16 protein-coding genes are annotated in these 21,300 nt (G+C 60.5%); 2 read left to right on the top strand and 14 right to left on the bottom strand.

What is annotated here, in order from left to right; all coding sequences use genetic code 11:
- The first annotated feature begins 208 nt into the window (after positions 1 to 208).
- Complete coding sequence (locus BFQ03_RS28740) at positions 209 to 1,171, top strand: IS110 family transposase (protein WP_065942825.1); 963 nt, start codon at positions 209 to 211, stop codon at positions 1,169 to 1,171.
- A 24-nt stretch (positions 1,172 to 1,195) separates the two neighbouring features.
- On the opposite strand, the gene hemE is transcribed toward BFQ03_RS28740, so the two are convergent.
- The 11 genes from hemE to pilM all read right to left on the bottom strand — a co-directional run bounded on the left by hemE (position 1,196) and on the right by pilM (position 15,843).
- Positions 1,196 to 2,263, bottom strand: coding sequence for a uroporphyrinogen decarboxylase (gene hemE, locus BFQ03_RS28735; protein ID WP_029296084.1), 1,068 nt, complete (start codon positions 2,261 to 2,263; stop codon positions 1,196 to 1,198).
- A gap of 243 nt (positions 2,264 to 2,506) precedes the next feature.
- On the bottom strand, positions 2,507 to 3,925 hold the full coding sequence (locus tag BFQ03_RS28730; RefSeq protein WP_032862197.1) for an FAD-dependent oxidoreductase: 1,419 nt from the start codon (positions 3,923 to 3,925) through the stop codon (positions 2,507 to 2,509).
- A gap of 32 nt (positions 3,926 to 3,957) precedes the next feature.
- Positions 3,958 to 8,403: a glutamate synthase large subunit gene (gltB, locus tag BFQ03_RS28725; protein WP_032862199.1), complete on the bottom strand. Its 4,446-nt coding sequence runs from the start codon at positions 8,401 to 8,403 to the stop codon at positions 3,958 to 3,960.
- 348 nt (positions 8,404 to 8,751) lie between these two features.
- A complete protein-coding gene (locus BFQ03_RS28720; RefSeq protein ID WP_065944539.1) occupies positions 8,752 to 10,326 on the bottom strand; it encodes an SPOR domain-containing protein in 1,575 nt (524 codons plus the stop codon).
- 10 nt (positions 10,327 to 10,336) lie between these two features.
- Positions 10,337 to 11,437: a 3-dehydroquinate synthase gene (gene aroB, locus BFQ03_RS28715; protein ID WP_032862203.1), complete on the bottom strand. Its 1,101-nt coding sequence runs from the start codon at positions 11,435 to 11,437 to the stop codon at positions 10,337 to 10,339.
- Between the two features lie 147 nt (positions 11,438 to 11,584).
- Positions 11,585 to 12,103, bottom strand: a complete 519-nt coding sequence (gene aroK / locus BFQ03_RS28710; RefSeq protein WP_032862206.1) for a shikimate kinase AroK — start codon at positions 12,101 to 12,103, stop codon at positions 11,585 to 11,587.
- A 4-nt stretch (positions 12,104 to 12,107) separates the two neighbouring features.
- A complete protein-coding gene (locus BFQ03_RS28705; RefSeq protein ID WP_065944538.1) occupies positions 12,108 to 13,439 on the bottom strand; it encodes a type IV pilus secretin PilQ in 1,332 nt (443 codons plus the stop codon).
- A gap of 70 nt (positions 13,440 to 13,509) precedes the next feature.
- Positions 13,510 to 14,025 carry a pilus assembly protein PilP gene (locus BFQ03_RS28700; RefSeq protein ID WP_083204931.1) on the bottom strand — a complete coding sequence of 172 codons (516 nt, stop codon included), beginning with the start codon at positions 14,023 to 14,025 and terminating at the stop codon, positions 13,510 to 13,512.
- Entirely contained in the window at positions 14,022 to 14,642 is a 621-nt protein-coding gene (pilO, locus tag BFQ03_RS28695) for a type IV pilus inner membrane component PilO (protein ID WP_065944537.1), read from the bottom strand. Before pilO ends, BFQ03_RS28700 begins: the two co-directional genes overlap by 4 nt.
- A complete protein-coding gene (locus tag BFQ03_RS28690) occupies positions 14,639 to 15,190 on the bottom strand; it encodes a PilN domain-containing protein (protein ID WP_032862211.1) in 552 nt (183 codons plus the stop codon). Before BFQ03_RS28690 ends, pilO begins: the two co-directional genes overlap by 4 nt.
- Positions 15,190 to 15,843, bottom strand: coding sequence for a type IV pilus biogenesis protein PilM (pilM, locus tag BFQ03_RS28685; RefSeq protein ID WP_065944536.1), 654 nt, complete (start codon positions 15,841 to 15,843; stop codon positions 15,190 to 15,192). The genes BFQ03_RS28690 and pilM overlap by 1 nt, the downstream gene beginning before the upstream one ends.
- Positions 15,844 to 16,061: 218 nt before the next feature.
- On the opposite strand from pilM, the gene BFQ03_RS28680 reads away from it, so the two are divergent.
- Complete coding sequence (locus BFQ03_RS28680; RefSeq protein ID WP_032862215.1) at positions 16,062 to 18,506, top strand: penicillin-binding protein 1A; 2,445 nt, start codon at positions 16,062 to 16,064, stop codon at positions 18,504 to 18,506.
- Between the two features lie 111 nt (positions 18,507 to 18,617).
- Here the strand turns inward: BFQ03_RS28680 and BFQ03_RS28675 are convergent, their stop codons facing one another.
- The 3 genes from BFQ03_RS28675 to rpmE all read right to left on the bottom strand — a co-directional run bounded on the left by BFQ03_RS28675 (position 18,618) and on the right by rpmE (position 21,121).
- On the bottom strand, positions 18,618 to 19,886 hold the full coding sequence (locus tag BFQ03_RS28675) for a malic enzyme-like NAD(P)-binding protein (protein ID WP_032862217.1): 1,269 nt from the start codon (positions 19,884 to 19,886) through the stop codon (positions 18,618 to 18,620).
- Positions 19,887 to 20,069: 183 nt separating this feature from the next.
- Positions 20,070 to 20,876 (bottom strand): thermonuclease family protein, encoded by an 807-nt coding sequence (locus tag BFQ03_RS28670; RefSeq protein WP_065944535.1) that lies wholly within the window; start codon positions 20,874 to 20,876, stop codon positions 20,070 to 20,072.
- Between the two features lie 14 nt (positions 20,877 to 20,890).
- On the bottom strand, positions 20,891 to 21,121 hold the full coding sequence (gene rpmE, locus BFQ03_RS28665) for a 50S ribosomal protein L31 (protein ID WP_029296053.1): 231 nt from the start codon (positions 21,119 to 21,121) through the stop codon (positions 20,891 to 20,893).
- Between the last annotated feature and the right edge of the window lie 179 nt (positions 21,122 to 21,300).

Raw genomic sequence — 21,300 nt, 5'->3', positions numbered from 1 at the left:
CCCGCTTGTATGTTTAAACTTGAAGGGGTGGGCGGTGACTAAAAGCCCGATTCCGACTCTAGCCAGTACGGACCGTGGGAGACTTCTCGTCCCGCCCTTTCTACCCCAAGCGCCGATAAGGAATTCATCGGGAAAACCGACGATAGAGGCAAGCCAGCGCTGGGGTAGACCCCGACAAGCCCTTAAACACTAGCTCCGAGGATTTGTTATGACAATCCTTACTTCACCAACGGTTCTGGGTATCGATGTGGCCAAGGCCGACGTCGTCGCCTACCGCGAAGACCTCAAAGCCATTCAAACCATTACCAACGACCGCGATGCTCTTGGCCGCTGGCTCAAAACGCTACCTGCCAACAGCTCAATTGCCCTGGAAGCCACCAGCACTTACCACTTGGACACAGCTGAACTCGCCCATGAAATGGGACATCGGGTTTACGTTGTAGACGCTTATCGGTTGAGCCATTACCGCGAAAGCATTGGCCAACGGGCGAAAACAGACCCTTGCGATGCGCGTTTGCTGGCGCGCTACCTGAGCAGCGAGCAGGAACGGCTGCGGCTCTGGAGCCCACCTCCGCAGGCTTATAAGCTATTGAAAAGCTTACTGCACCGACGTGCAGAGCTTATCAACTTGCGCGTGAGCCTAACGCTGAGTTGGTCGGGCGAACCGCTTTTGAAGGACGAATTGGCCCAGCAGTTAAAGTCCTTCAAACAAGCTGAGCTGGTCATTCAGAAGTTGCTGCACAAAGTCAGCAAAGAGGCAGGCATCACCGAAAACATCAAGCGCTGCAAAGCCATTGAAGGGGTTGGTGATCTTACGGCTACGGGTCTAGCGACAGCCTTCATGCGTGGCCATTTCGCCAGTGGCGATGCATTCATCGCTTTCTTGGGGATGGATCTGAGACCAAAAGACTCCGGAAAGAAGGCCGGTCCTCGGCACCTGAGTAAAAAGGGCGATTCGGAGTTACGGCGCCTTGCTCACAACGCAGCAATGGCCGCTAGCCGATCGCCGACCTGGAAACCCTATTACGAGTCCTACCTGGCCCGAGGATTGGCAAAGACCCAAGCCCTGGTGATCCTCGCCCGCAAGCTCTGCCGGGTGGCATTCGCGCTGATGAAAAACCAGAGCGAATATCAGCCGAATTTAAGGTTGCAGGGTTTCCCTGCAACATAGAATCTCCCACATGTGTTTTGCGTGTTATTCGTGATACTGCGCCGACAACTCATGCACCGCCCGCAGGAACGCGCCAGCATGCTCCGGGTTCACTTCCGGGGTGATGCCATGGCCGAGGTTGAACACGTGGCCACTGCCTTTGCCGTAGCTGGCGAGGATGCGACCGACTTCGGTACGGATCGCCTCCGGCTTGGCGTAGAGCACGGTCGGGTCCATGTTGCCTTGCAGGGCCACTTGGTTACCCACACGGCGACGGGCTTCGCCCAGGTCGCAGGTCCAGTCCAGGCCCAGCGCGTCGGCACCGGCGTCGGCAATGCTTTCCAGCCACAGGCCGCCGCCCTTGGTGAACATGATCACCGGCACTTTGCGGCCTTCGTGTTCGCGGATCAGGCCGCTGACGATTTTGCGCATGTAGGCCAGGGAGAACTCCTGGTACGCCGCCGCCGACAGGTTGCCGCCCCAGGTATCGAAGATCTGCACCGCTTGCGCGCCGGCCATGATCTGGCCGTTGAGGTAGGAAATGACCGACTGTGCCAGCTTGTCCAGCAGCAAGTGCATGGCTTGTGGGTTGTCGTAGAGCATGGCCTTGGTCTTGCGGAAATCTTTCGACGAACCGCCTTCGACCATGTAGGTGGCCAGGGTCCACGGGCTGCCAGAGAAGCCGATCAGCGGCACGCGGCCATTGAGCTCGCGGCGGATGGTGCTGACGGCATCCATCACATAACCGAGGTCTTTGTGTGGATCAGGAATCGGCAGGGCTTCGATATCGGCCAGGGTGCTGACCACTTTCTTGAAACGCGGGCCTTCGCCGGTTTCAAAGTACAGGCCTTGGCCCATGGCGTCAGGGATGGTCAGGATATCGGAGAAGAGGATGGCCGCATCCAGTTGTGGATAGCGGTCCAGCGGCTGCATCGTGACTTCGCAGGCGAACTCCGGATTCATGCACAGGCTCATGAAATCGCCCGCATTGGCGCGGCTGGCGCGGTATTCCGGCAGGTAGCGACCGGCTTGACGCATCATCCACACAGGGGTGACGTCTACAGGTTGCTTGAGCAGGGCACGAAGGAAACGGTCGTTCTTGAGGGCAGTCATGTCGGCATCCGCAAAAAAAGTGCGGGCATTTTCTCAGAGCCGGACGCAAAAGGCACGGTTGCAGGTCAGCCTTTTGTCTATCGGGTCAATTTGTCGCGGACATGAAAGCGCCGCAAAACAAATGTGGGAGCGGGCTTGCTCGCGAATGCGGGTTGTCAGTGGACATATCTAGTCACTGTTACACCGTATTCGCGAGCAAGCCCGCTCCCACATTTTTGATCCCATTGCAGCTGGGGATCGGTATTAGACCTGCAAGTAGTCCAGGATGCCTTCGGCGGCGTTGCGGCCTTCGAAGATCGCGGTAACTACCAGGTCCGAACCGCGCACCATATCGCCACCGGCGAAGATCTTCGGGTTGCTGGTCTGGTGCTTGTACTGGCCTTGTTCCGGGGCTACAACGCGGCCCTGGCTGTCGGTCTGGATCTGGAACTGCTCGAACCACGGCGCCGGGCTTGGACGGAAGCCGAAAGCGATGACCACGGCGTCGGCCGGGATGATCTCTTCGGAACCCGGGATCGGCTCGGGGCTGCGGCGGCCACGGGCGTCCGGCTCGCCGAGACGGGTCTCGACCACCTTCACGCCTTCGACGCGATCTTCACCCACAATGGCAATCGGCTGGCGGTTGTAGAGGAATTTCACGCCTTCTTCCTTGGCGTTTTTCACCTCTTTGCGCGAGCCCGGCATGTTGGCTTCGTCACGACGATAGGCACAGGTCACCGACTTGGCGCCCTGGCGGATCGACGTACGGTTGCAGTCCATCGCGGTGTCGCCACCGCCCAGCACCACGACCTTCTTGCCCTTCATGTCGATGAAGTCTTCCGGGGATTTTTCAAAGCCCAGGTTGCGGTTGACGTTAGCGATCAGGAAGTCGAGCGCGTCATACACGCCCGGCAGGTCCTCACCGGCGAAGCCGCCCTTCATATAGGTGTAGGTGCCCATGCCCATGAATACCGCATCGTATTCTTCGAGCAACTGCTCCATGGTCACGTCTTTGCCGATTTCGGTGTTCAGGCGAAACTCAATGCCCATGCCGGTGAAGACTTCGCGGCGATTGCTCAGCACGGTCTTTTCCAGCTTGAACTCGGGGATGCCGAAGGTCAGCAGGCCACCGATTTCCGGGTTCTTGTCGAACACCACCGGGGTCACGCCGCCACGTACCAGCACGTCGGCACAACCCAGGCCCGCCGGGCCTGCGCCGATGATCGCGACACGCTTGCCGGTCGGCTTGACCTTGGACATGTCCGGGCGCCAGCCCATGGCGAACGCGGTGTCGGTGATGTACTTCTCCACCGAACCGATGGTCACCGCGCCGAAACCGTCGTTGAGGGTGCAGGCACCCTCGCACAGACGATCCTGCGGGCACACCCTGCCGCACACTTCCGGCAAGGTATTGGTCTGGTGCGACAGTTCGGCGGCGGCGAGGATGTTGCCCTCGGCCACCAATTTCAGCCAGTTGGGAATGAAGTTGTGCACCGGGCACTTCCATTCGCAATACGGGTTACCGCACCCCAGGCAGCGGTGGGCCTGGTCGGCCGAGTGCTGGGGTTTGAAGGGTTCGTAGATTTCCACGAACTCTTTCTTGCGTTGACGCAACAGTTTCTTCTTCGGATCTTTGCGCCCGACATCGATGAACTGGAAGTCGTTATTCAGACGTTCAGCCATGTTAAAACCTCATCAAACTCTTCAGGCGCATATCACTGCGGGTTGGCACGGATGCTGGAAAGCAACGATTTCAGGTTGGCAGCCTTGGGCTTGACCAGCCAGAAACGACGCAGATAATCATCGAGGTTCTCGGCGAGGTTACGACCCCATTCGCTGCCGGTCTCCTCGACGTACTCGTCCAGCACGTGCTGCAAGTGGTTCCGGTAGGACTCCATGGCTTCGCCGCTGATCCGCTGGATCTCGACCAACTCGTGGTTGACCTTGTCGACGAAGGTGTTGTCCTGGTCCAGCACGTAGGCGAAACCGCCGGTCATGCCTGAACCGAAGTTGTAACCGGTCTTGCCCAATACCGCGACAAAGCCTCCAGTCATGTACTCACAGCAGTGATCGCCAGTGCCTTCAACCACGGTGTGGGCACCGGAGTTACGCACGGCGAAACGCTCACCGGCGGTCCCGGCGGCGAACAGCTTGCCACCGGTGGCGCCGTACAAGCAGGTGTTGCCGATGATGGCACTGTCCTGGGTCTTGTAGACGCTACCGGCCGGCGGAACGATAACCAGCTTGCCGCCGGTCATGCCCTTGCCCACGTAGTCGTTGGCATCGCCTTCGAGGTACATGTGCAGGCCGCCGGCGTTCCACACGCCGAAGCTCTGGCCGGCCGTGCCTTTGAAGCGGAAAGTGATCGGCGCCTTGGCCATACCCTGGTTGCCGTGCTTGCGTGCAATTTCGCCGGAAATCCGCGCGCCGATGGAACGGTCGCAGTTGCAGATATCCAGGGCAAACTCGCCACCGCTGGCGTCATTGATCGAGGAACCGGCCATGTCGACCATTTTCTCGGCCAACAGGCCTTTGTCGAACGGTGGGTTGCGCTCGACCTGGCAAAACTGTGGCTTGTCTGCCGGGATGTGATCGCTGCCCAACAGCGGCGTCAGGTCCAGGTGGTGCTGCTTGGCGGTCTGGCCCTGGAGGATGTCCAGCAGATCGGTACGACCGATCAGCTCTTCCAGGGAGCGCACGCCAAGCTTGGCCAGCCACTCGCGGGTCTCTTCGGCGACGTAGGTGAAGAAATTCACCACCATGTCGACGGTGCCGATGTAGTGATCCTTGCGCAGCTTCTCGTTCTGCGTCGCCACGCCGGTAGCGCAGTTGTTCAGGTGGCAGATGCGCAGGTATTTGCAGCCCAGGGCGATCATTGGCGCGGTACCGAAGCCGAAGCTTTCGGCACCGAGGATTGCGGCCTTGATCACGTCGAGGCCGGTTTTCAGGCCGCCGTCGGTCTGTACCCGGACCTTGCCGCGCAGATCGTTGCCGCGCAGGGTCTGGTGAGTCTCGGCCAGGCCCAGCTCCCACGGCGCACCAGCGTACTTGATGGAAGTCAGCGGCGATGCGCCAGTGCCGCCATCGTAGCCGGAGATGGTGATCAGGTCGGCATAGGCCTTGGCCACGCCGGCAGCGATGGTGCCCACGCCGGCTTCTGCCACCAGTTTCACCGAGACCAGGGCCTTGGGATTGACTTGCTTGAGGTCGAAAATCAGCTGCGACAAGTCTTCAATCGAATAGATGTCGTGGTGTGGCGGCGGCGAGATCAGGGTCACGCCAGGCACCGCGTAACGCAGCTTGGCGATCAGACCGTTGACCTTGCCGCCTGGCAGTTGGCCGCCCTCGCCGGGCTTAGCGCCCTGGGCCACCTTGATCTGCAGCACTTCGGCGTTGACCAGATACTCCGGGGTCACCCCGAAACGGCCAGTGGCGACCTGCTTGATTTTCGAGCTCTTGATCGTGCCGTAGCGCGCCGGGTCTTCACCGCCTTCGCCGGAGTTGGAACGCGCACCCAGGCGGTTCATGGCTTCAGCCAGGGCTTCGTGGGCCTCAGGTGACAAGGCACCCAGGGAAATACCGGCGGAGTCAAAGCGCTTGAGGATCGACTCCAGTGGCTCGACCTCGGCAATGTCCATCGGCGTGTCCAGGGTTTTCACCTGGAACAGGTCGCGGATCATCGACACCGGGCGGTTATCCACCAGCGCGGTGTATTCCTTGAACTTGGCGTAGTCGCCCTGCTGCACAGCGGCTTGCAGGGTGTTGACCACATCCGGGTTGTAGGCGTGGTATTCGCCACCGTGTACGAACTTGAGCAGGCCACCTTGCTGGATCGGCTTACGCGCGCTCCAGGCTTCGGCCGCCAAGGCTTTCTGTTCGGCTTCGATATCGACGAAACGTGCGCCCTTGATGCGGCTTGGCACGCCACGGAAGCTCAGTTCGCAAACTTCCTCCGACAGACCGATGGCCTCGAACAACTGCGCGCCACGGTAGGACGTGACGGTGGAGATGCCCATCTTCGACAGGATCTTCAGCAGGCCCTTGGTGATGCCTTTGCGGTAATTCTTGAATACTTCGTACAGATCACCCAGCACTTCGCCGGTACGAATCAGGTCGCCCAGCACTTCGTAGGCCAGGAACGGATACACCGCCGAGGCGCCAAAGCCGATCAATACCGCAAAGTGATGCGGGTCGCGGGCGGTGGCGGTTTCGACGAGGATGTTGGAGTCGCAGCGCAGGCCTTTTTCGGTCAGGCGGTGGTGTACCGCGCCGGTGGCCAGGGACGCGTGGATCGGCAGCTTGCCTGGAGCGATATGGCGATCGGTCAGCACGATCTGGGTGCGACCGGCGCGCACCGCTTCTTCTGCCTGATCGGCGACGTTGCGCACAGCGGCTTCCAGGCCGAGGCTCTCGTCGTAGTTCAGGTCAATGATCTGCCGGTCGAAGCCTGGGCGGTCCAGGGTCATCAACGAGCGCCACTTGGCCGGGGAAATGACCGGCGAGCTGAGGATCACGCGCGACGCGTGCTCTGGCGATTCCTGGAAGATATTGCGCTCGGCACCGAGGCACACTTCCAACGACATCACGATGGCTTCACGCAGCGGGTCGATCGGCGGGTTGGTCACCTGGGCGAACTGCTGGCGGAAGTAGTCGTATGGCGTGCGCACGCGCTGGGACAACACGGCCATTGGCGTGTCGTCACCCATGGAGCCGACGGCTTCGTAGCCTTGCTCGCCGAGGGGGCGCAGTACCTGATCACGCTCTTCAAACGTGACCTGGTACATCTTCATGTACTGCTTGAGCTGGTCGACGTCATAGAAAGCCGAGCCATGGTCGTTGTCTTCCATGGTCGCCTGGATGCGCAGGGCGTTCTTGCGCAGCCATTGCTTGTAGGGGTGACGCGACTTCAAGCGGTTGTCGATGGCATCGGTGTCGAGGATCTGCCCGGTTTCGGTGTCCACGGCAAGGATCTGCCCAGGGCCCACGCGGCCTTTGGCGATCACGTCTTCAGGCTGGTAGTTCCACACGCCGACTTCCGAGGCCAGGGTGATGAAGCCGTTGGTGGTGGTCACCCAACGCGCTGGGCGCAGGCCGTTGCGGTCGAGCAGGCACACCGCGTAGCGACCATCGGTCATGACCACGCCGGCCGGGCCGTCCCACGGCTCCATGTGCATCGAGTTGTACTCATAGAACGCCCGCAGGTCCGGGTCCATGGTCTCGACGTTCTGCCACGCTGGCGGAATGATCATGCGCACGCCACGGAACAGGTCGATGCCACCGGTGACCATCAGTTCCAGCATGTTGTCCATGCTTGAAGAGTCGGAACCCACGCGGTTGACCAGCGGGCCGAGTTCTTCGAGGTCCATCAAATCGTTGGCGAACTTGGTGCGACGGGCCACGGCCCAGTTGCGGTTGCCGGTGATGGTGTTGATCTCGCCGTTGTGGGCGAGGAAGCGGAATGGCTGGGCCAGCGGCCATTTCGGCAGAGTGTTGGTGGAAAAGCGCTGGTGGAACACGCAGATCGCGGTTTGCAGGCGCTCATCGCTCAGGTCTGGATAGAAGGCGGTCAAGTCCGCCGGCATCATCAGGCCTTTATAAATGATGGTCTTGTGGGAAAAGCTGCAGATGTAGTGGTCGCTATCCAGGGCGTTAGCCACGGACGAGCGGCGACGGGAGGTGAACAGCTTGATCGCCATGTCCTGGTCGCTCAGGCCATCGCCTGCGATGAACACTTGTTCGATCTGCGGCAGGCGCTCATGGGCCAGGCGGCCGAGTACGCTGGTGTCGATCGGCACTTTGCGCCAGCCGACCAACTGCAGGCCAGCGGCCAGGATCTCGCGGTTCATGTTCTCGCGAGCGGCCTCGGCTTTTACCGGGTCCTGATTGAAGAACACCATGCCCACCGCGTATTGCTTGGGCAAATCGGCGCCGAAGGTTTCCTTGGCGATTGCGCGCAGGAACTGGTCAGGCTTTTGAATCAGCAAGCCGCAACCGTCACCGGTCTTGCCGTCAGCGTTGATCCCACCGCGGTGGGTCATGCAGGTCAGGGCCTCGATGGCCGTTTGCAAAAGGGTATGACTGGGTTCGCCCTGCATATGGGCAATCAGGCCGAAACCACAGTTATCCTTGAATTCATCGGGTTGGTACAGACCTGCTTTCATAGACACTTTCTCACCAGGCTGCCTCTTATTTCGAGGCAAATTTCTTTTCAATTCAACCGGTTACCTTCCACGCCGAACGTACGCCGGCTTAGCGGGGGCAAAAGGGAGGTCATTGTACACACCGACACAGACGCCCACAAATTTGGCGACGAACTGTCGCAAATCTATGTCGCATTTATGAAAGGTTTAAAGCGATATGCTGTGCTAGTCAAAACTTTTTTAATTCTGACTGCTACTACTCAAAAGCTACTGTAACGCAGACACCACAAAGCGCGCGGCCTTCAGGGCTGCACGCTTTGTTGTTTTTTGAGGTGCTGGGAGGGCGACCTGGGTAAGGTCGCCGGATCTTCAGCGAGTTGTTGCGAGTTCTTGTTGAACGCTGGCAACAGTGCGAGGCCAAGGTTTACCAGCCTGGACCTTCGCTGGCAAGGCCTTGATAGCGGAGTCGGCTGCCGCGCGGCTCGGGAAACTGCCGTAGGTGATCACGTAGAGAGGCTTGCCGTTGAGCACTTTCTTGAAATAACGGTACTCGCCGCCCTGCTCTTTCACGAACGCCTGGGCGTTGGCTTCAGAGCTGGTGCCGAGGATCTGCACCACGTAGTTCTTGGCTGGCTGGCTGCCGTACCAGCCGCTGCCGGCAGCGGCCTTGGCCACGGTGACCGGTTTTTCCGCAGGTTTGACGGCGGGAGCTGGCTTGGCCACAGGGGCTGGCGCTGGCTTGACCACTGGTGCCGGGACTGGCTTGGCGGTAGCGACCTGAGTCGGCGCAGGCGTTGGCTTGGCCGCCGGGACAGGTGCAGGGCTTGCGGTTGCGCCAGGTGGTGGAGCCACGGTGGTGACGGTCGGAGGCGTGGCGCTGGAGCCTTCTACCGGTACGCCATCATCGCCTTCGGTGATACCACCTGCTTCTTCTGCCAACGGGCCACGCATGACCGGCTGGCCGACCATCGGCAGGTTGGTAGGCTGGCCAGAACCGGCGAACTCAACGGCAGGTGCGCCGTTGGTGGTGGGCTTGCCCAGTGGCAACTGTGCCTGCTCGGTAGGCGCGCCTGGAGCGGTCGGTGCCTTGCTGCGGCCTGGAATCAACCAGGCGGCGGCAACGGCAACCACGACAACAGCAGAAATCGCCAGTACGTGTTTCTTCGGCATGGTGAACCCCATCTTTGGACGCTTAACCGCTGAGCGGCTGGCAATCATGGCTTCGATCATCGCATCCCGGGCCACCTGGTTGATGGTGCCAGGCCAGCCGTCGGAGCTTTCGTGAATATCAGAGATCTGCTGGGCGGAGAAAAGTTCGATGCCCTGGCCCGCACCTTCAAGGCGCTGGGCCAGGTACTCACGGGTTTCCTCTTCTTCGTAGGGCTGCAATTCGATGACGTGGAACAGCTCTTGCTCGCCACTGAGCTGCTCCAGGTCGGCAATCAGCGACGCCTCACCGAACAGGAACACATGGGGACGACCTTCCGGCGTACCGGCCGCCAGGGCCAGCAAGGCCTCCAGCGCGGATTCGTCGAGCTGCTCGGCATCGTCCACCAGCAGGTAGACTTCCCGGCCGGTCAAACCCAGTTGCACCACTTGCTTGAGAATCGCGGTCGGCTCGGCATTGGCCACATCCAGCGCCTGGGCAACCTGGCGCAACACGCCTGCCGCATCGCCGGCACCACGGGCGGAAACCACCACGCTCTGCACCGATTGCTTGTTGGTGCTGGCTACCAGGGCCTGGCGCAGCAGCGTCTTGCCGCTGCCCAAGGGGCCTGTGACCACCAATAGCAACTGGCTGTAGCGCGCCAGGTGGTGCAACTGCCCCAACACAGGCTTGCGTTGTGCAGGGAAAAACTTGAAACCGGGGACCCGTGGTGCAAAAGGGTCGTGGCTCAACTGGTAATGGCCGAGGAAAGCCTCGTCGGCATGCAAACTAGTCATCGGGATCTGGTTAACCTTTCAGCTGGGCCAGGGCGCGGTAATCCGCTCCCAGCGTGGCCTGTAGAATCTCTTTCGGATAATCGTCGGTCACTACCGCTTCGCCCATTCGGCGCAACAGCACCAGACGCAAACGACCATCGATCACTTTCTTGTCTATTGCCATATGTTCAAGGAAATCAGCCTCGGTCATTTCCTCGGGAGGAATGACCGGCAATCCGGCGCGCTGGAACAGGCGAATACCACGGTCACGCTCTTGGACCGTGATCCAGCCCAGACGTTGCGACATCTCCAACGCCATCACCGTGCCAGCCGCTACGGCCTCGCCATGCAACCAGACACCATAGCCCATGTGGGTTTCAATCGCATGGCCGAAGGTGTGCCCCAGATTCAAGGTGGCGCGCACGCCAGACTCACGCTCGTCGGCATTGACCACCAGCGCCTTGGCCGCGCAGGAGCGGGAGATGGCTTCAGTCAGCGCCACCTGGTCCAGGTTGCGCAAGGCATCGACGTGTTCTTCAAGCCAGGTCAGGAACGGCTCGTCACAGATCAGCCCGTACTTGATGACTTCCGCCAGGCCCGCCGACAGCTCGCGAGGCGGCAGGGTATTGAGCGTCGCGGTGTCGATCAGCACGGCATTGGGCTGGTAGAACGCACCGACCATGTTCTTGCCCAGCGGATGGTTGATCCCGGTCTTGCCGCCCACCGACGAATCGACCTGGGACAGCAAGGTAGTCGGCACCTGGATAAAGTCCACGCCACGCTGGTAGCAAGCGGCCGCAAAACCGGCCATGTCGCCGATCACACCGCCGCCAAGGGCCACCACTGTAGTACGCCGGTCGTGGCGCGCGGTCAGCAGCCCGTCAAAGATCAGTTGCAGGGTTTCCCAGTTCTTGAACGCTTCGCCGTCGGGAAGAATCACCGAGATCACCGAATACGCCGCAAGGCTGCGACTCAGACGCTCAAGGTAGAGCGGCGCCACCGTCTCATTGGAGATGATCGCCACTTGTCGCCCGGCAATATGCGGTGCGAGCAACTCGGGCTGGTCCAACAAACCTTCGCCAATATGGATCGGGTAGCTACGCTCGCCAAGATCGACCTTAAGTGTCTGCATGTGTCCCCGCGCTGAAGATGGAAGCAGGCGTCCTGCCCTGTATTAACGTTGTCGGCACCGTCGAGGTCGAGCGCTGCCTGATGGCTCTACGCCACAACTCGGACGGCTGTAACGCGCTGCCGAGAATAGCGCATTTCGGCCCTGGCTTTAACGGGGCGGCAGTTGCTGCAAACGATCCAGAATGTCGAGAACCACCATTCGTGGCGGCCGTTCATCGGTTTGCACCACCAGATCGGCGATTTCCCGATAAAGCGGGTCGCGCAGCGTCAGCAAGTCCCGCAGGGTTTTCTCAGGGTTCGCGGTGCGCAGCAACGGTCGGTTGCGATCGCGAGCGGTGCGCCCGACTTGCTGCTCGACCGACGCATGCAAATAGACCACCCGACCGCCGGCACGCAGCGCCCGCCGGTTTTCCTCGCGCATCACCGCACCGCCGCCGGTGGCCAAGACCACGCCATCGCAGCCGCACAGCTCGGCAATCATTGCCTGCTCGCGGTCACGAAAGCCCAGTTCGCCTTCCTTATCGAAGATCCACGGGATATTGGCGCCCGTGCGCAATTCAATTTCCTTATCGGAGTCTTTGAATGGCAGGCGCAGCTCTTTGGCCAGCAAACGGCCGATGGTGCTTTTTCCAGCCCCCATCGGCCCTACAAGAATCAAATTTCGCACAGAATCAACGACTCACAGCAATCGCCTGGTTATTCATAATACGCGGAGTCAGGAATACCAGCAGCTCGGATTTTCTTTGGGCAACGACATCGCGCCGGAAAAGGCGGCCAAGATACGGCACATCGCCCAAAAATGGCACTTTATCTACCACCTTGCTCTGGTTTTTAGAGAAAACCCCACCCAGGACGATGGTCTCGCCGTCCTTGACCTGGACCTTGGCGTTGACCTCGTTCTTCTTGATCGGCGGCACATCATTGAGTTTGTTCAGGTAGTCCGGCTCATCCTTGGTCACCCGGACCTCCATGATGACCTGGCCATCCGGGGTGATTTGCGGCGTCACTTCCAGGGACAGCGAAGCCTCCTTGAACGAAACCGAGGTCGCCCCCTCGGACGTGGACTCCTGGTAAGGGATCTCGGTGCCCTTGAGAATCCGCGCAGTCTCCTTGTCGGAAGTGACCACCTTGGGCTGGGAAATCACCTCGCCATTGCCACCTTTTTCCATGGCGGTGAGTTCCAGGTCCAGCAGCACGTTATCGGTGATAAACGCAATGCCCAGGCCGGAGCTCGCGTTGACCACTCCAAGGTCAACGAACGGCGAGCTATCGGGAGACTCGCCCTCACCTGGCGGGTTTTTATCGACCCCGCCACCACTCCAATTACCCTTGTTGCGCAGCAACCCGCCCCAACGCACGCCGACGCTTTTGTCATAGTCGACATTGGCCTCGACTATCCGCGCCTCGATCATCACCTGGCGCACCGGAACATCCAGCTGCGCGACGATGCGCCGTAACTCGGCCAGGCGCTCCCCCGTCTGGTAGGCGATGATGTGGTTGGTTCGGTCATCCACCGCCACGGAGCCACGCTCATCGGCCGCCCCTTCAGGCCCGGCCATTGACTGGAACAGCTTGGCCAGCTCAGACGCCTTGGCGTAATTGACTTGCAGCAGCTCCCGCCGCAGTGGCGTCAGCTCGGTCATCAATTTGCGCGTTTCCAGGGCCAGCAGCTCGCGCGCAGCCAACTCTTCGGCCGGCGCCACCAACAGCACATTGGCCGTCACCCGCTTGTCCAGACCTTTGGCTTGCAGCACCAGGTCCAGGGCCTGGTCCCACGGCACGTCCTTGAGGCGCAAGGTAATCGAGCCCTGCACATCATCGCCGGCCACCAGGTTGAGGCCGGCGACGTCGGCAATCTGCTGCAGGACGGCGCGCACCTCGATGTCCTGGAAGTTGAGGGAGAGCTTGTCGCCGCTATACGTGCCACGCCCGGCATTCACGGGCGAAGCGCCGGGAGGTGGCAACTGAATCAGGTCGATCCGCTTGGGCACAGCCTCAGTCATCGGTGCTGTGAACGCTATCCATAGCGCCACACCGAAGGACGAAATAATCCTTTTCATTTTCTTGCTTCCGTTATGAATTCACGTTCAACACCAAGGTGCGCGGGCGCTCAAGCCAGGCGCCCTCACCATCGGGAAAAAGCTCGACCAACTCCAACTGCCCCTCATGGATCGCTACGACGCGCCCATGATCACCCCCCAGGTAATCCCCCACCGCCAGGCGATGAACACCTGCCGTGCCGCGCAGCAGGGCAAATGTCTGCGCCCCAAGCGACAGCGTGCCGACCATCCGGAACTGATCCACGGCAAATCCTTCGAGAAACTGCCGGGGGCGGTCGAGATCCGGCGCAGATCCGGGCTTGCCGGTGGGGCGACTGGCCGGCTGGTCAGGGGGCTGGAAAGGGTCACGCAGGGGTGGCGCGCTGGCGACAAACCGTAGCCCCGGCATTGCTACAGGCGTTTCGTCAGCAAGCGGCACTGCCTGCTGGCGAATCAGTTGCAACTCATCATTCAGCGCCTGCAACTGCGGGTCACTGTCGCATCCAGCAAGAAGTGCCAGGCCCAGACCCGCAACCTTGAGGCGGTTCATGGCAATGCTCCCAGGTTGCTGTATCGATAGGTCTTGGCGAGCATCGTCAGGCTCAGCAATGCGCCATCCTGGGGATCCACGGGACGAATGACAAAGTCATGCATGGTAACGATATGCGACAACCCGGCCACGCCACTGACGAAGGTCAGGAGGTCGTGATAGGTGCCCAGCAGCTTGAGTTGCATCGGTCGCTCGACGAACACCGGTTGCACCCGCTCGTCCAGCACACTGAGCTGCTCGACCAGTACCCCGCTGGCTTGCCCCAGCCGGGCGAGATCCTCCAACAGGTCGGGCATTTGCGTCAGCGTCGGCATCTGGCGCAACTGCTCGCTGAAAGCGGCACGCTGGGTTTCAAGCTCGCGCACCAGCCCTTCGTGCTGGGCGGCTTGCCGGGCTTTTGCCGCAAACTGCTGGCGCAGCGCTGTTTCTCCCGCCTCCTGACGCTGCAAGTCCTCGCGCGCGCCGCCCAGGTACACAGCATCCCCCGCAACCAGCGCCAGCAAGGCGAGCACGGCGCCCACCATAAGTCTGCCAGCCAATGGCCAGTGGGCGATGTTGCGGTACAGCGTGGAGAGTTCCGGGATCGCCAGCCTGGGCAGGCCGGGCGAAAGGTTCACCGCTGCGTCTCCTGGTGCTCCCCATGGTCCACCATCAACTGGAAGGCACTGCCCGCGCCCCCCTCCTCGGCCCGTACATGGCGCAGATTGGGCGCACGTAACGTGTTGGAAGCTTCCAGGCTGCGCATCAGCCGGGCGACATCATCACTGGACACCGCCGTGCCGGTGACCTCTACCGATGTACCGCTGACACTGACCTCGCTCAATTGAACGCCATCCGGCATCGCGCGGGCCAACTGCTCGAACAATTGCTGGCCCGAGGCGCGATGGCCCTGGAGGTCTTCGACCACCTTCATCCGCTCCATCAGTTGCTGGCGTTGTTCGCGCAGTTCATCGATGGTCTTGATGCGCGAGTCCAATACCGTGACTTGCTTGCTCAAGTGGTTGTTGCGGGCCACTTGTCGATCAATCGCGCGATCGATGACCCGGTCGGCCAGCCATACGGCGGCCAATGCAATAGTGGTGATCAGCAACAGAAAAATCAGGAAAAACTTGCGACGGCGCTCAGCGCGCTCTTCACGCCAGGGTAAAAGGTTGATTCTTGTCATCAATCGAAACTCCTGAGGGCCAAACCGCAGGCGACCCGCAATCCCTGGGCATCGGCAGCCCATTGTGCACTATTGATCCCACTCCCCGGCACTATCCGCGCGACCACTTGCTCGGTCATCCGCGCCTGGGCAAACACCTCTACATCCACCACTCGCGCAACCAGGCCGGCCAGGGCCAATACCGCTTCGCGCGCTTCCACCTGCTCCTTGAGGCACGCCACAAGCAGTACATCAACATAACCGGGTTCACGACCCGACGGGCCCTGGACCTGAAAATCAATGGCTACCTCATCCAGCGGATAAGGAATGTACTGGTCGGCTTCGCAGAGCAGCCGCTGCTCCATCTCATCGGGCTCAAGCCCCGCCTCCAGCGCAACCACCCGGCTGATCACCGCAGGTCCCGCCACGGCAACTGCCGCATGCGTGAGATGGATCTGCGCGCGGAACAATGCCTTGGAAATGGTCTGCGCGACAACCTCCAGATCAACGATATTACTGTCGACCACCGCATGGCCCGGCAAAGGCTGGCTCGCATACGCGTGCACTGCATAGCCATCGCCAGCGCGGGCCAGCTCCAGTACCTTGACGCCGCTATCCTGGATGTCCACACCCAGTACGGTATCGGCTTTTCGCCTGAAAAATCCCTTTTTCATAAAACTCCCTAAAGCTTTGCCTGTCTCAGGGCTGGTCGGTTCCGGGTTTGATGCATTCGGTCGGCTCGGTTGAGTGGCGCCCATGACGCCCCGAGGCGAAAAATGCTTTAATGCCCAGCGTTTTTTCCCGCTTTTTATCTGCAGGTCGGGTCGATACATCTTTAAGTCATGCCTATCCCGACACCTAACTCATTCTTTTCTCTGGAAATCCAAAAGCCTTGATTCGTCTGCTGAAGTTTTTCGGGTACTCCTTCGTTGCGATCGTTTGCGGGCTGCTGCTCGTGTTCAGCGGCGCCTATCTCTACCTTAGCCCGGGATTGCCCTCGGTAGAGACCCTTAGAAGTATCCAGTTGCAGATTCCTTTGCGGGTCTACAGCAGCGATGAAAAACTGATCGCGGAGTTCGGCGAAATGCGCCGCACCCCGATCCGTTTCGCCGATATTCCGCCCAATTTCATCAACGCCCTGCTATCGGCCGAAGACGATAATTTTGCCAACCACTATGGCGTGGACCCCAGCAGCCTGGTGCGTGCAACTACGCAGTTGGTAAAAAGCGGACACATTCAGTCGGGCGGCAGCACCATCACCATGCAGGTGGCGAAGAACTTCTTCCTCACCAGCGAGCGCAGCTTCTCGCGCAAGGCCACGGAAATCCTCCTGGCGCTGCAGATTGAACGTCAGTTGACCAAGGATGAAATCCTGGAGCTGTACGTCAACAAGATCTACCTGGGCAACCGTGCCTACGGGATCGAGGCGGCATCCCAGGTGTACTACGGCAAGTCGATTCGTGATGCCAGCCTGGCACAAATGGCAATGATTGCCGGCCTGCCCAAGGCGCCTTCGCGCTTCAACCCGCTGGCCAATCCAGCCCGCAGCAAGGAACGTCGCGACTGGATCCTGGGCCGCATGTACAAGCTGGGCAAGATCGACCAGAACGCCTATGAAACCGCGGTAGCCGAGCCGCTGAACGCCAGCTACCACGTACCGACGCCAGAAGTCAGCGCACCGTATATCGCCGAGATGGCCCGCGCCGAAATGGTCGGCCGCTATGGCAGCGACGCCTACACCGAAGGTTTCCGCGTCACCACGACTATTCCGAGCAATTTGCAGGAAATCGCCAACAACGCCGTGCATGAAGGGCTGATCACCTACGACCAGCGCCATGGCTACCGCGGGCCGGAATCGCGCCTGCCTGGCAAGACCCTGAGCGCCTGGACAGTCGAACTGGGCAAGCAGCGCTCGATCAGCGGCCTTGATCCAGCCATCGTCACCCAGGTGAAAAAAGACGGCGTGCAGGTGCTGACCCGCAGCGGCGAAGAACATGTGGCGTGGGACAGCATGAAGTGGGCCCGCCCCTTCCTGAACACCAACAGCATGGGACCAATGCCCAAGCAGCCGTCGGATGTGGCCCAGGTCGGCGACCTGATCCGCGTGCAGCGCCAGAAGGATGACAGCCTGAAGTTCAGCCAGGTCCCGGTCGCCCAGGGCGCGCTGGTATCCCTGGACCCACAGAACGGCGCAATCCGTGCCCTGGTCGGCGGTTTTGCCTTCGAGCAAAGCAACTACAACCGCGCCATGCAGGCCAAACGCCAGCCAGGCTCCAGCTTCAAGCCTTTTGTCTACAGTGCTGCGCTGGATAATGGCTACACCGCCGCCAGCCTGGTCAACGACGCACCTATCGTGTTTGTCGACGAGTACCTGGACAAGGTCTGGCGTCCGAAGAACGACACCAACACCTTCCTCGGCCCGATCCGCGTGCGCGAAGCGCTGTACAAATCGCGCAACCTGGTGTCGATCCGCTTGCTGCAAGCGATGGGCGTGGGCAAGACCATCGACTACATGACCCGCTTTGGCTTCAATAAACAGGACCTGCCGCCCAACCTGTCGCTGGCCCTGGGCACCGCGACCCTCACGCCAATGGAGATCGCCACCGGCTGGAGTGTACTTGCCAACGGCGGCTACAAGGTCACGCCGTACCTGATCGACAAGATCGAGAGCCGCAACGGCGACACGCTGTTTGTCGCCAACCCGCCGAGCGTGCCCAACGGCGTTGCCGCAAGTGATGGCCTGGCCGCACCGGCCAACGGCGGTATCACCATCGAGCCGACGCCTGGCGCCGCACCAACCGACGCAGTACCTGCCCCACAAACACCGGCAGTGGCCGAGCGCGTGGTTGATGGCCGTACCACCTATATCCTCACCAGCATGCTGCAGGACGTGATCAAGCGCGGCACCGGCCGCCGAGCCCTGGCCCTGGGCCGCACGGACCTCGCGGGCAAGACCGGTACCACCAACGAATCCAAGGATGCGTGGTTCTCCGGTTACAACGCTGACTACATCACCACCGTGTGGACGGGCTACGACCAGCCGGAAAGCCTCGGTCGCCGCGAATACGGTGGCACTGTCGCGCTGCCGATCTGGATGAGCTACATGGCCGGTGCTCTCAAGGACAAGCCGGCCCACACCCAGGCGGAGCCGGAAGGCATCCTCAGCCTGCGTATCGACCCGATCAGCGGCCGCGCCGCCGCACCAGGCACGCCGAATGCGTACTTCGAACTGTTCAAGAGCGAAGACACGCCGCCATCGATGAATGAACTGGGCAATGGCGTGGCACCGGGCAGCCCGTTGCCGGCGGATGAGTCGGCGCCGATCGATCTGTTCTGATAAACACAGCCCGCTCCCACAAGGGGTTATATGCACGCCCCTGTTGTGCACAGCCACAAAAAAGCCCCGACTCGCAAGAGCCGGGGCTTTTTGTTGGTGCGCTACAACGGTTTAGACGTTGAACACATCATCCACGCTTTTGAGCGGGTAGTTCTTCGGATACGGCAGGGTAGCCACGCCGGTCTCGATGGCGGCCTTGGCCACGGCATCGGAGATCAAGGTGATCAGGCGCTTATCCATTGGTTTGGGAATGATGTACTCACGGCCGAATTCCAGCTTGGCGCCACCGTAGGCGTCGCACACGTCCTGAGGTACTGGCAGCTTGGCCAGTTCACGCAGGGCGTTGGCGGCAGCCACTTTCATCTCTTCGTTGATGCGCTTGGCGCGAACGTCCAGGGCACCACGGAAGATGAACGGGAAGCCCAGTACGTTGTTGACCTGGTTCGGGTAGTCCGAACGGCCAGTGGCCATGATCACGTCGTTACGGGTGGCGTGTGCCAGTTCCGGGGCGATTTCCGGATCAGGGTTCGAGCAAGCGAACACGATCGGGTTGGCCGCCATGGACTTCAGGCCTTCGGCGCTCAGCAGGTTCGGGCCGGACAGGCCGACGAACACGTCAGCACCGTCGAGGGCGTCAGCCAGGGTGCGCTTGGAGGACGGATGGGCAAACATCGCCTTGTACTGGTTCAGGTCGGTACGCTCGGACTGGATCACGCCCTTGCTGTCGACCATGTAGATGTTTTCAAGGCGGGCGCCCATGCTCACGATCAGCTTCATGCAGGAGATGGCGGCAGCACCCGCGCCCAGGCAGACGATCTTCGCGTCAGACAGGGTTTTGCCAGCGATTTCCAGGGCGTTGATCATGCCGGCCGCGGTAACGATCGCGGTGCCGTGCTGGTCATCGTGGAAAACCGGGATGTCGCACTGTTCGATCAGGGCCTTTTCAATTTCGAAGCACTCAGGTGCCTTGATGTCTTCCAGGTTGATGCCACCGAAGGTGATGGAGATGCGCTTGACGGTGTCGATGAAGGCCTGTGGGCTTTCGGAATCAACTTCGATGTCGAATACATCGATGCCGGCAAAGCGCTTGAACAGTACGCCCTTGCCTTCCATCACTGGCTTGGAGGCCAGTGGGCCGAGGTTACCCAGGCCGAGAATCGCGGTGCCATCAGAAATCACTGCAACCAGATTGCCCTTGCCGGTGTATTTGTAGGCCAGCTCGGGATCGCGGGCGATTTCACGCACGGGCTCGGCTACACCGGGGCTGTACGCCAGCGACAGGTCGCGTGCGGTAGCAGTGGCTTTGGTGAGCTCGACACTCAGCTTTCCTGGACGAGGATGGGCATGATATTCGAGAGCGGCAGTTTTCAAATCAGACATATCGGCATTCCGCTTTTTACTGTTGGACGACGGATCGCCGAGGATACTCGCCTCGCAAAGTCCCTACAAGACTGAGCAGTCACAGGTGTCAAGGGCCCTACCCTACGACTTTCGGCCAAGAGCCACGGGATACAAGGCCTACAACTGTTCACAATTGATATAAAAAATGTCTACAATTTTTTCTTACTGCGCCAATTGCAGCATGCCGGGATCCGTTATTGGCAAAAGCCAGCGCGCCTGGCCACTTTTCAGGCCGCCACGTCGGGAGCGGTCCAGCACCCAGCCCCGGGCCTCGATATCCTGGCCCTGAAGGCGCTTGAGCAGAGCGTTATCGAATTGTCCGACAAGATTGGGTGCAACCCGTAATACCAGGGAGTCCTGCAATTCGATCCAGATCCCGCCACGATTGCGTTCGACCTTGCTTACGCGGCCGCTGACCACGGCAAAGCCCGACTGCTTGATTTGCGAGGCTTTTTGCACGGGCGACTGACGCCAGAGGCCCAACCTGGCCGCGCGCGCGCTGCGCTCGGCCGCTTGCTGGCAGGCAACCAGATCGACATTGGGCGCCACCGCCACCAGGAACCCGAGCCCCTCGGCCAGCAGTTGGGCCTCCAGGTTCGCGCCGTTGGCCCCATAAAGATGGGCCAGCGTTCGCCCATAACGATCCTTGCCCTCGCGGCCCGCTACCACCCCGACCCGACCGCCACTGGCATCTACCAAGGCTTGCAGGCGTTGGCGTGCAGCCACGGCGAATGGCTCGTCAGGGCGGCCTTTCTTGCCGGTTTCAGGGGCATTGACGCCGATCATCCGCACACTGCGACCATCCTTGAGACGCACAGTGTCGCCATCGACCACGCGCTGTACCTCAAAGGTGCCGAGCGTAGTCGGCGCGGGGCAAAATACCTCGGCCTGGGCGGCCGACAGCCAAATCGCAGGCACAAAAAAGGCGCCCGCAAGGGACGCCTTTTTCATTAGCAGGTAAAAGCCCATCAGGCTTTCGAACCTTACTCTGCAGCAGCTGGAGCTTTCTTGCCAAAAGCACCGAAACGGTCGGCGAAGCGCTGTACACGGCCGCCAGTATCCAGAGTCTTCTGCTTACCGGTGTAGAACGGGTGGCACTCGTTGCATACGTCAGTACCCAGTGGCTTGCACAGGTTCGAACGGGTTTCGAACTTGTTGCCGCAGCTGCAAGTAACTTGGATGGTTTCGTACGCTGGATGGATATCGGCTTTCATGGTGTCTTCCTCGGGCTAGCGTGCCGCCACTCGACACTATTGTCGAATACCGCACGTAATTAGGCCGCGGATTCTACCAGAGCTTTTTAAACGCGCAAGCGCCGCCATGCGCCCTTTCATCAGAAAAGCCCGGCCTGCCACACCCTCTTGTACCCGCCGGACTGCTCCCACACAGGACA

The sequence above is a fragment of the Pseudomonas sp. 25 R 14 genome, from assembly GCF_900004755.1.
GTDB lineage: Bacteria > Pseudomonadota > Gammaproteobacteria > Pseudomonadales > Pseudomonadaceae > Aquipseudomonas > Aquipseudomonas brenneri.
This window is presented reverse-complemented; position numbering and strand designations above follow the sequence as displayed.

What these genes read in the sequence shown, in the direction of transcription:
- BFQ03_RS28740 (WP_065942825.1), top strand. Translation starts at nt 209, where the DNA reads ATGACAATCCTTACTTCACCAACGGTTCTGGGTATCGATGTGGCCAAG.
- aroB (WP_032862203.1), bottom strand. Translation starts at nt 11,437, where the DNA reads ATGCAGACACTTAAGGTCGATCTTGGCGAGCGTAGCTACCCGATCCAT.
- BFQ03_RS28700 (WP_083204931.1), bottom strand. Translation starts at nt 14,025, where the DNA reads ATGAACCGCCTCAAGGTTGCGGGTCTGGGCCTGGCACTTCTTGCTGGA.
- BFQ03_RS28720 (WP_065944539.1), bottom strand. Translation starts at nt 10,326, where the DNA reads ATGACTAGTTTGCATGCCGACGAGGCTTTCCTCGGCCATTACCAGTTG.
- rpmE (WP_029296053.1), bottom strand. Translation starts at nt 21,121, where the DNA reads ATGAAAGCCGATATCCATCCAGCGTACGAAACCATCCAAGTTACTTGC.
- BFQ03_RS28730 (WP_032862197.1), bottom strand. Translation starts at nt 3,925, where the DNA reads ATGGCTGAACGTCTGAATAACGACTTCCAGTTCATCGATGTCGGGCGC.
- BFQ03_RS28670 (WP_065944535.1), bottom strand. Translation starts at nt 20,876, where the DNA reads ATGGGCTTTTACCTGCTAATGAAAAAGGCGTCCCTTGCGGGCGCCTTT.
- BFQ03_RS28675 (WP_032862217.1), bottom strand. Translation starts at nt 19,886, where the DNA reads ATGTCTGATTTGAAAACTGCCGCTCTCGAATATCATGCCCATCCTCGT.
- hemE (WP_029296084.1), bottom strand. Translation starts at nt 2,263, where the DNA reads ATGACTGCCCTCAAGAACGACCGTTTCCTTCGTGCCCTGCTCAAGCAA.
- BFQ03_RS28705 (WP_065944538.1), bottom strand. Translation starts at nt 13,439, where the DNA reads ATGACTGAGGCTGTGCCCAAGCGGATCGACCTGATTCAGTTGCCACCT.
- BFQ03_RS28690 (WP_032862211.1), bottom strand. Translation starts at nt 15,190, where the DNA reads ATGACAAGAATCAACCTTTTACCCTGGCGTGAAGAGCGCGCTGAGCGC.
- pilM (WP_065944536.1), bottom strand. Translation starts at nt 15,843, where the DNA reads ATGAAAAAGGGATTTTTCAGGCGAAAAGCCGATACCGTACTGGGTGTG.
- gltB (WP_032862199.1), bottom strand. Translation starts at nt 8,403, where the DNA reads ATGAAAGCAGGTCTGTACCAACCCGATGAATTCAAGGATAACTGTGGT.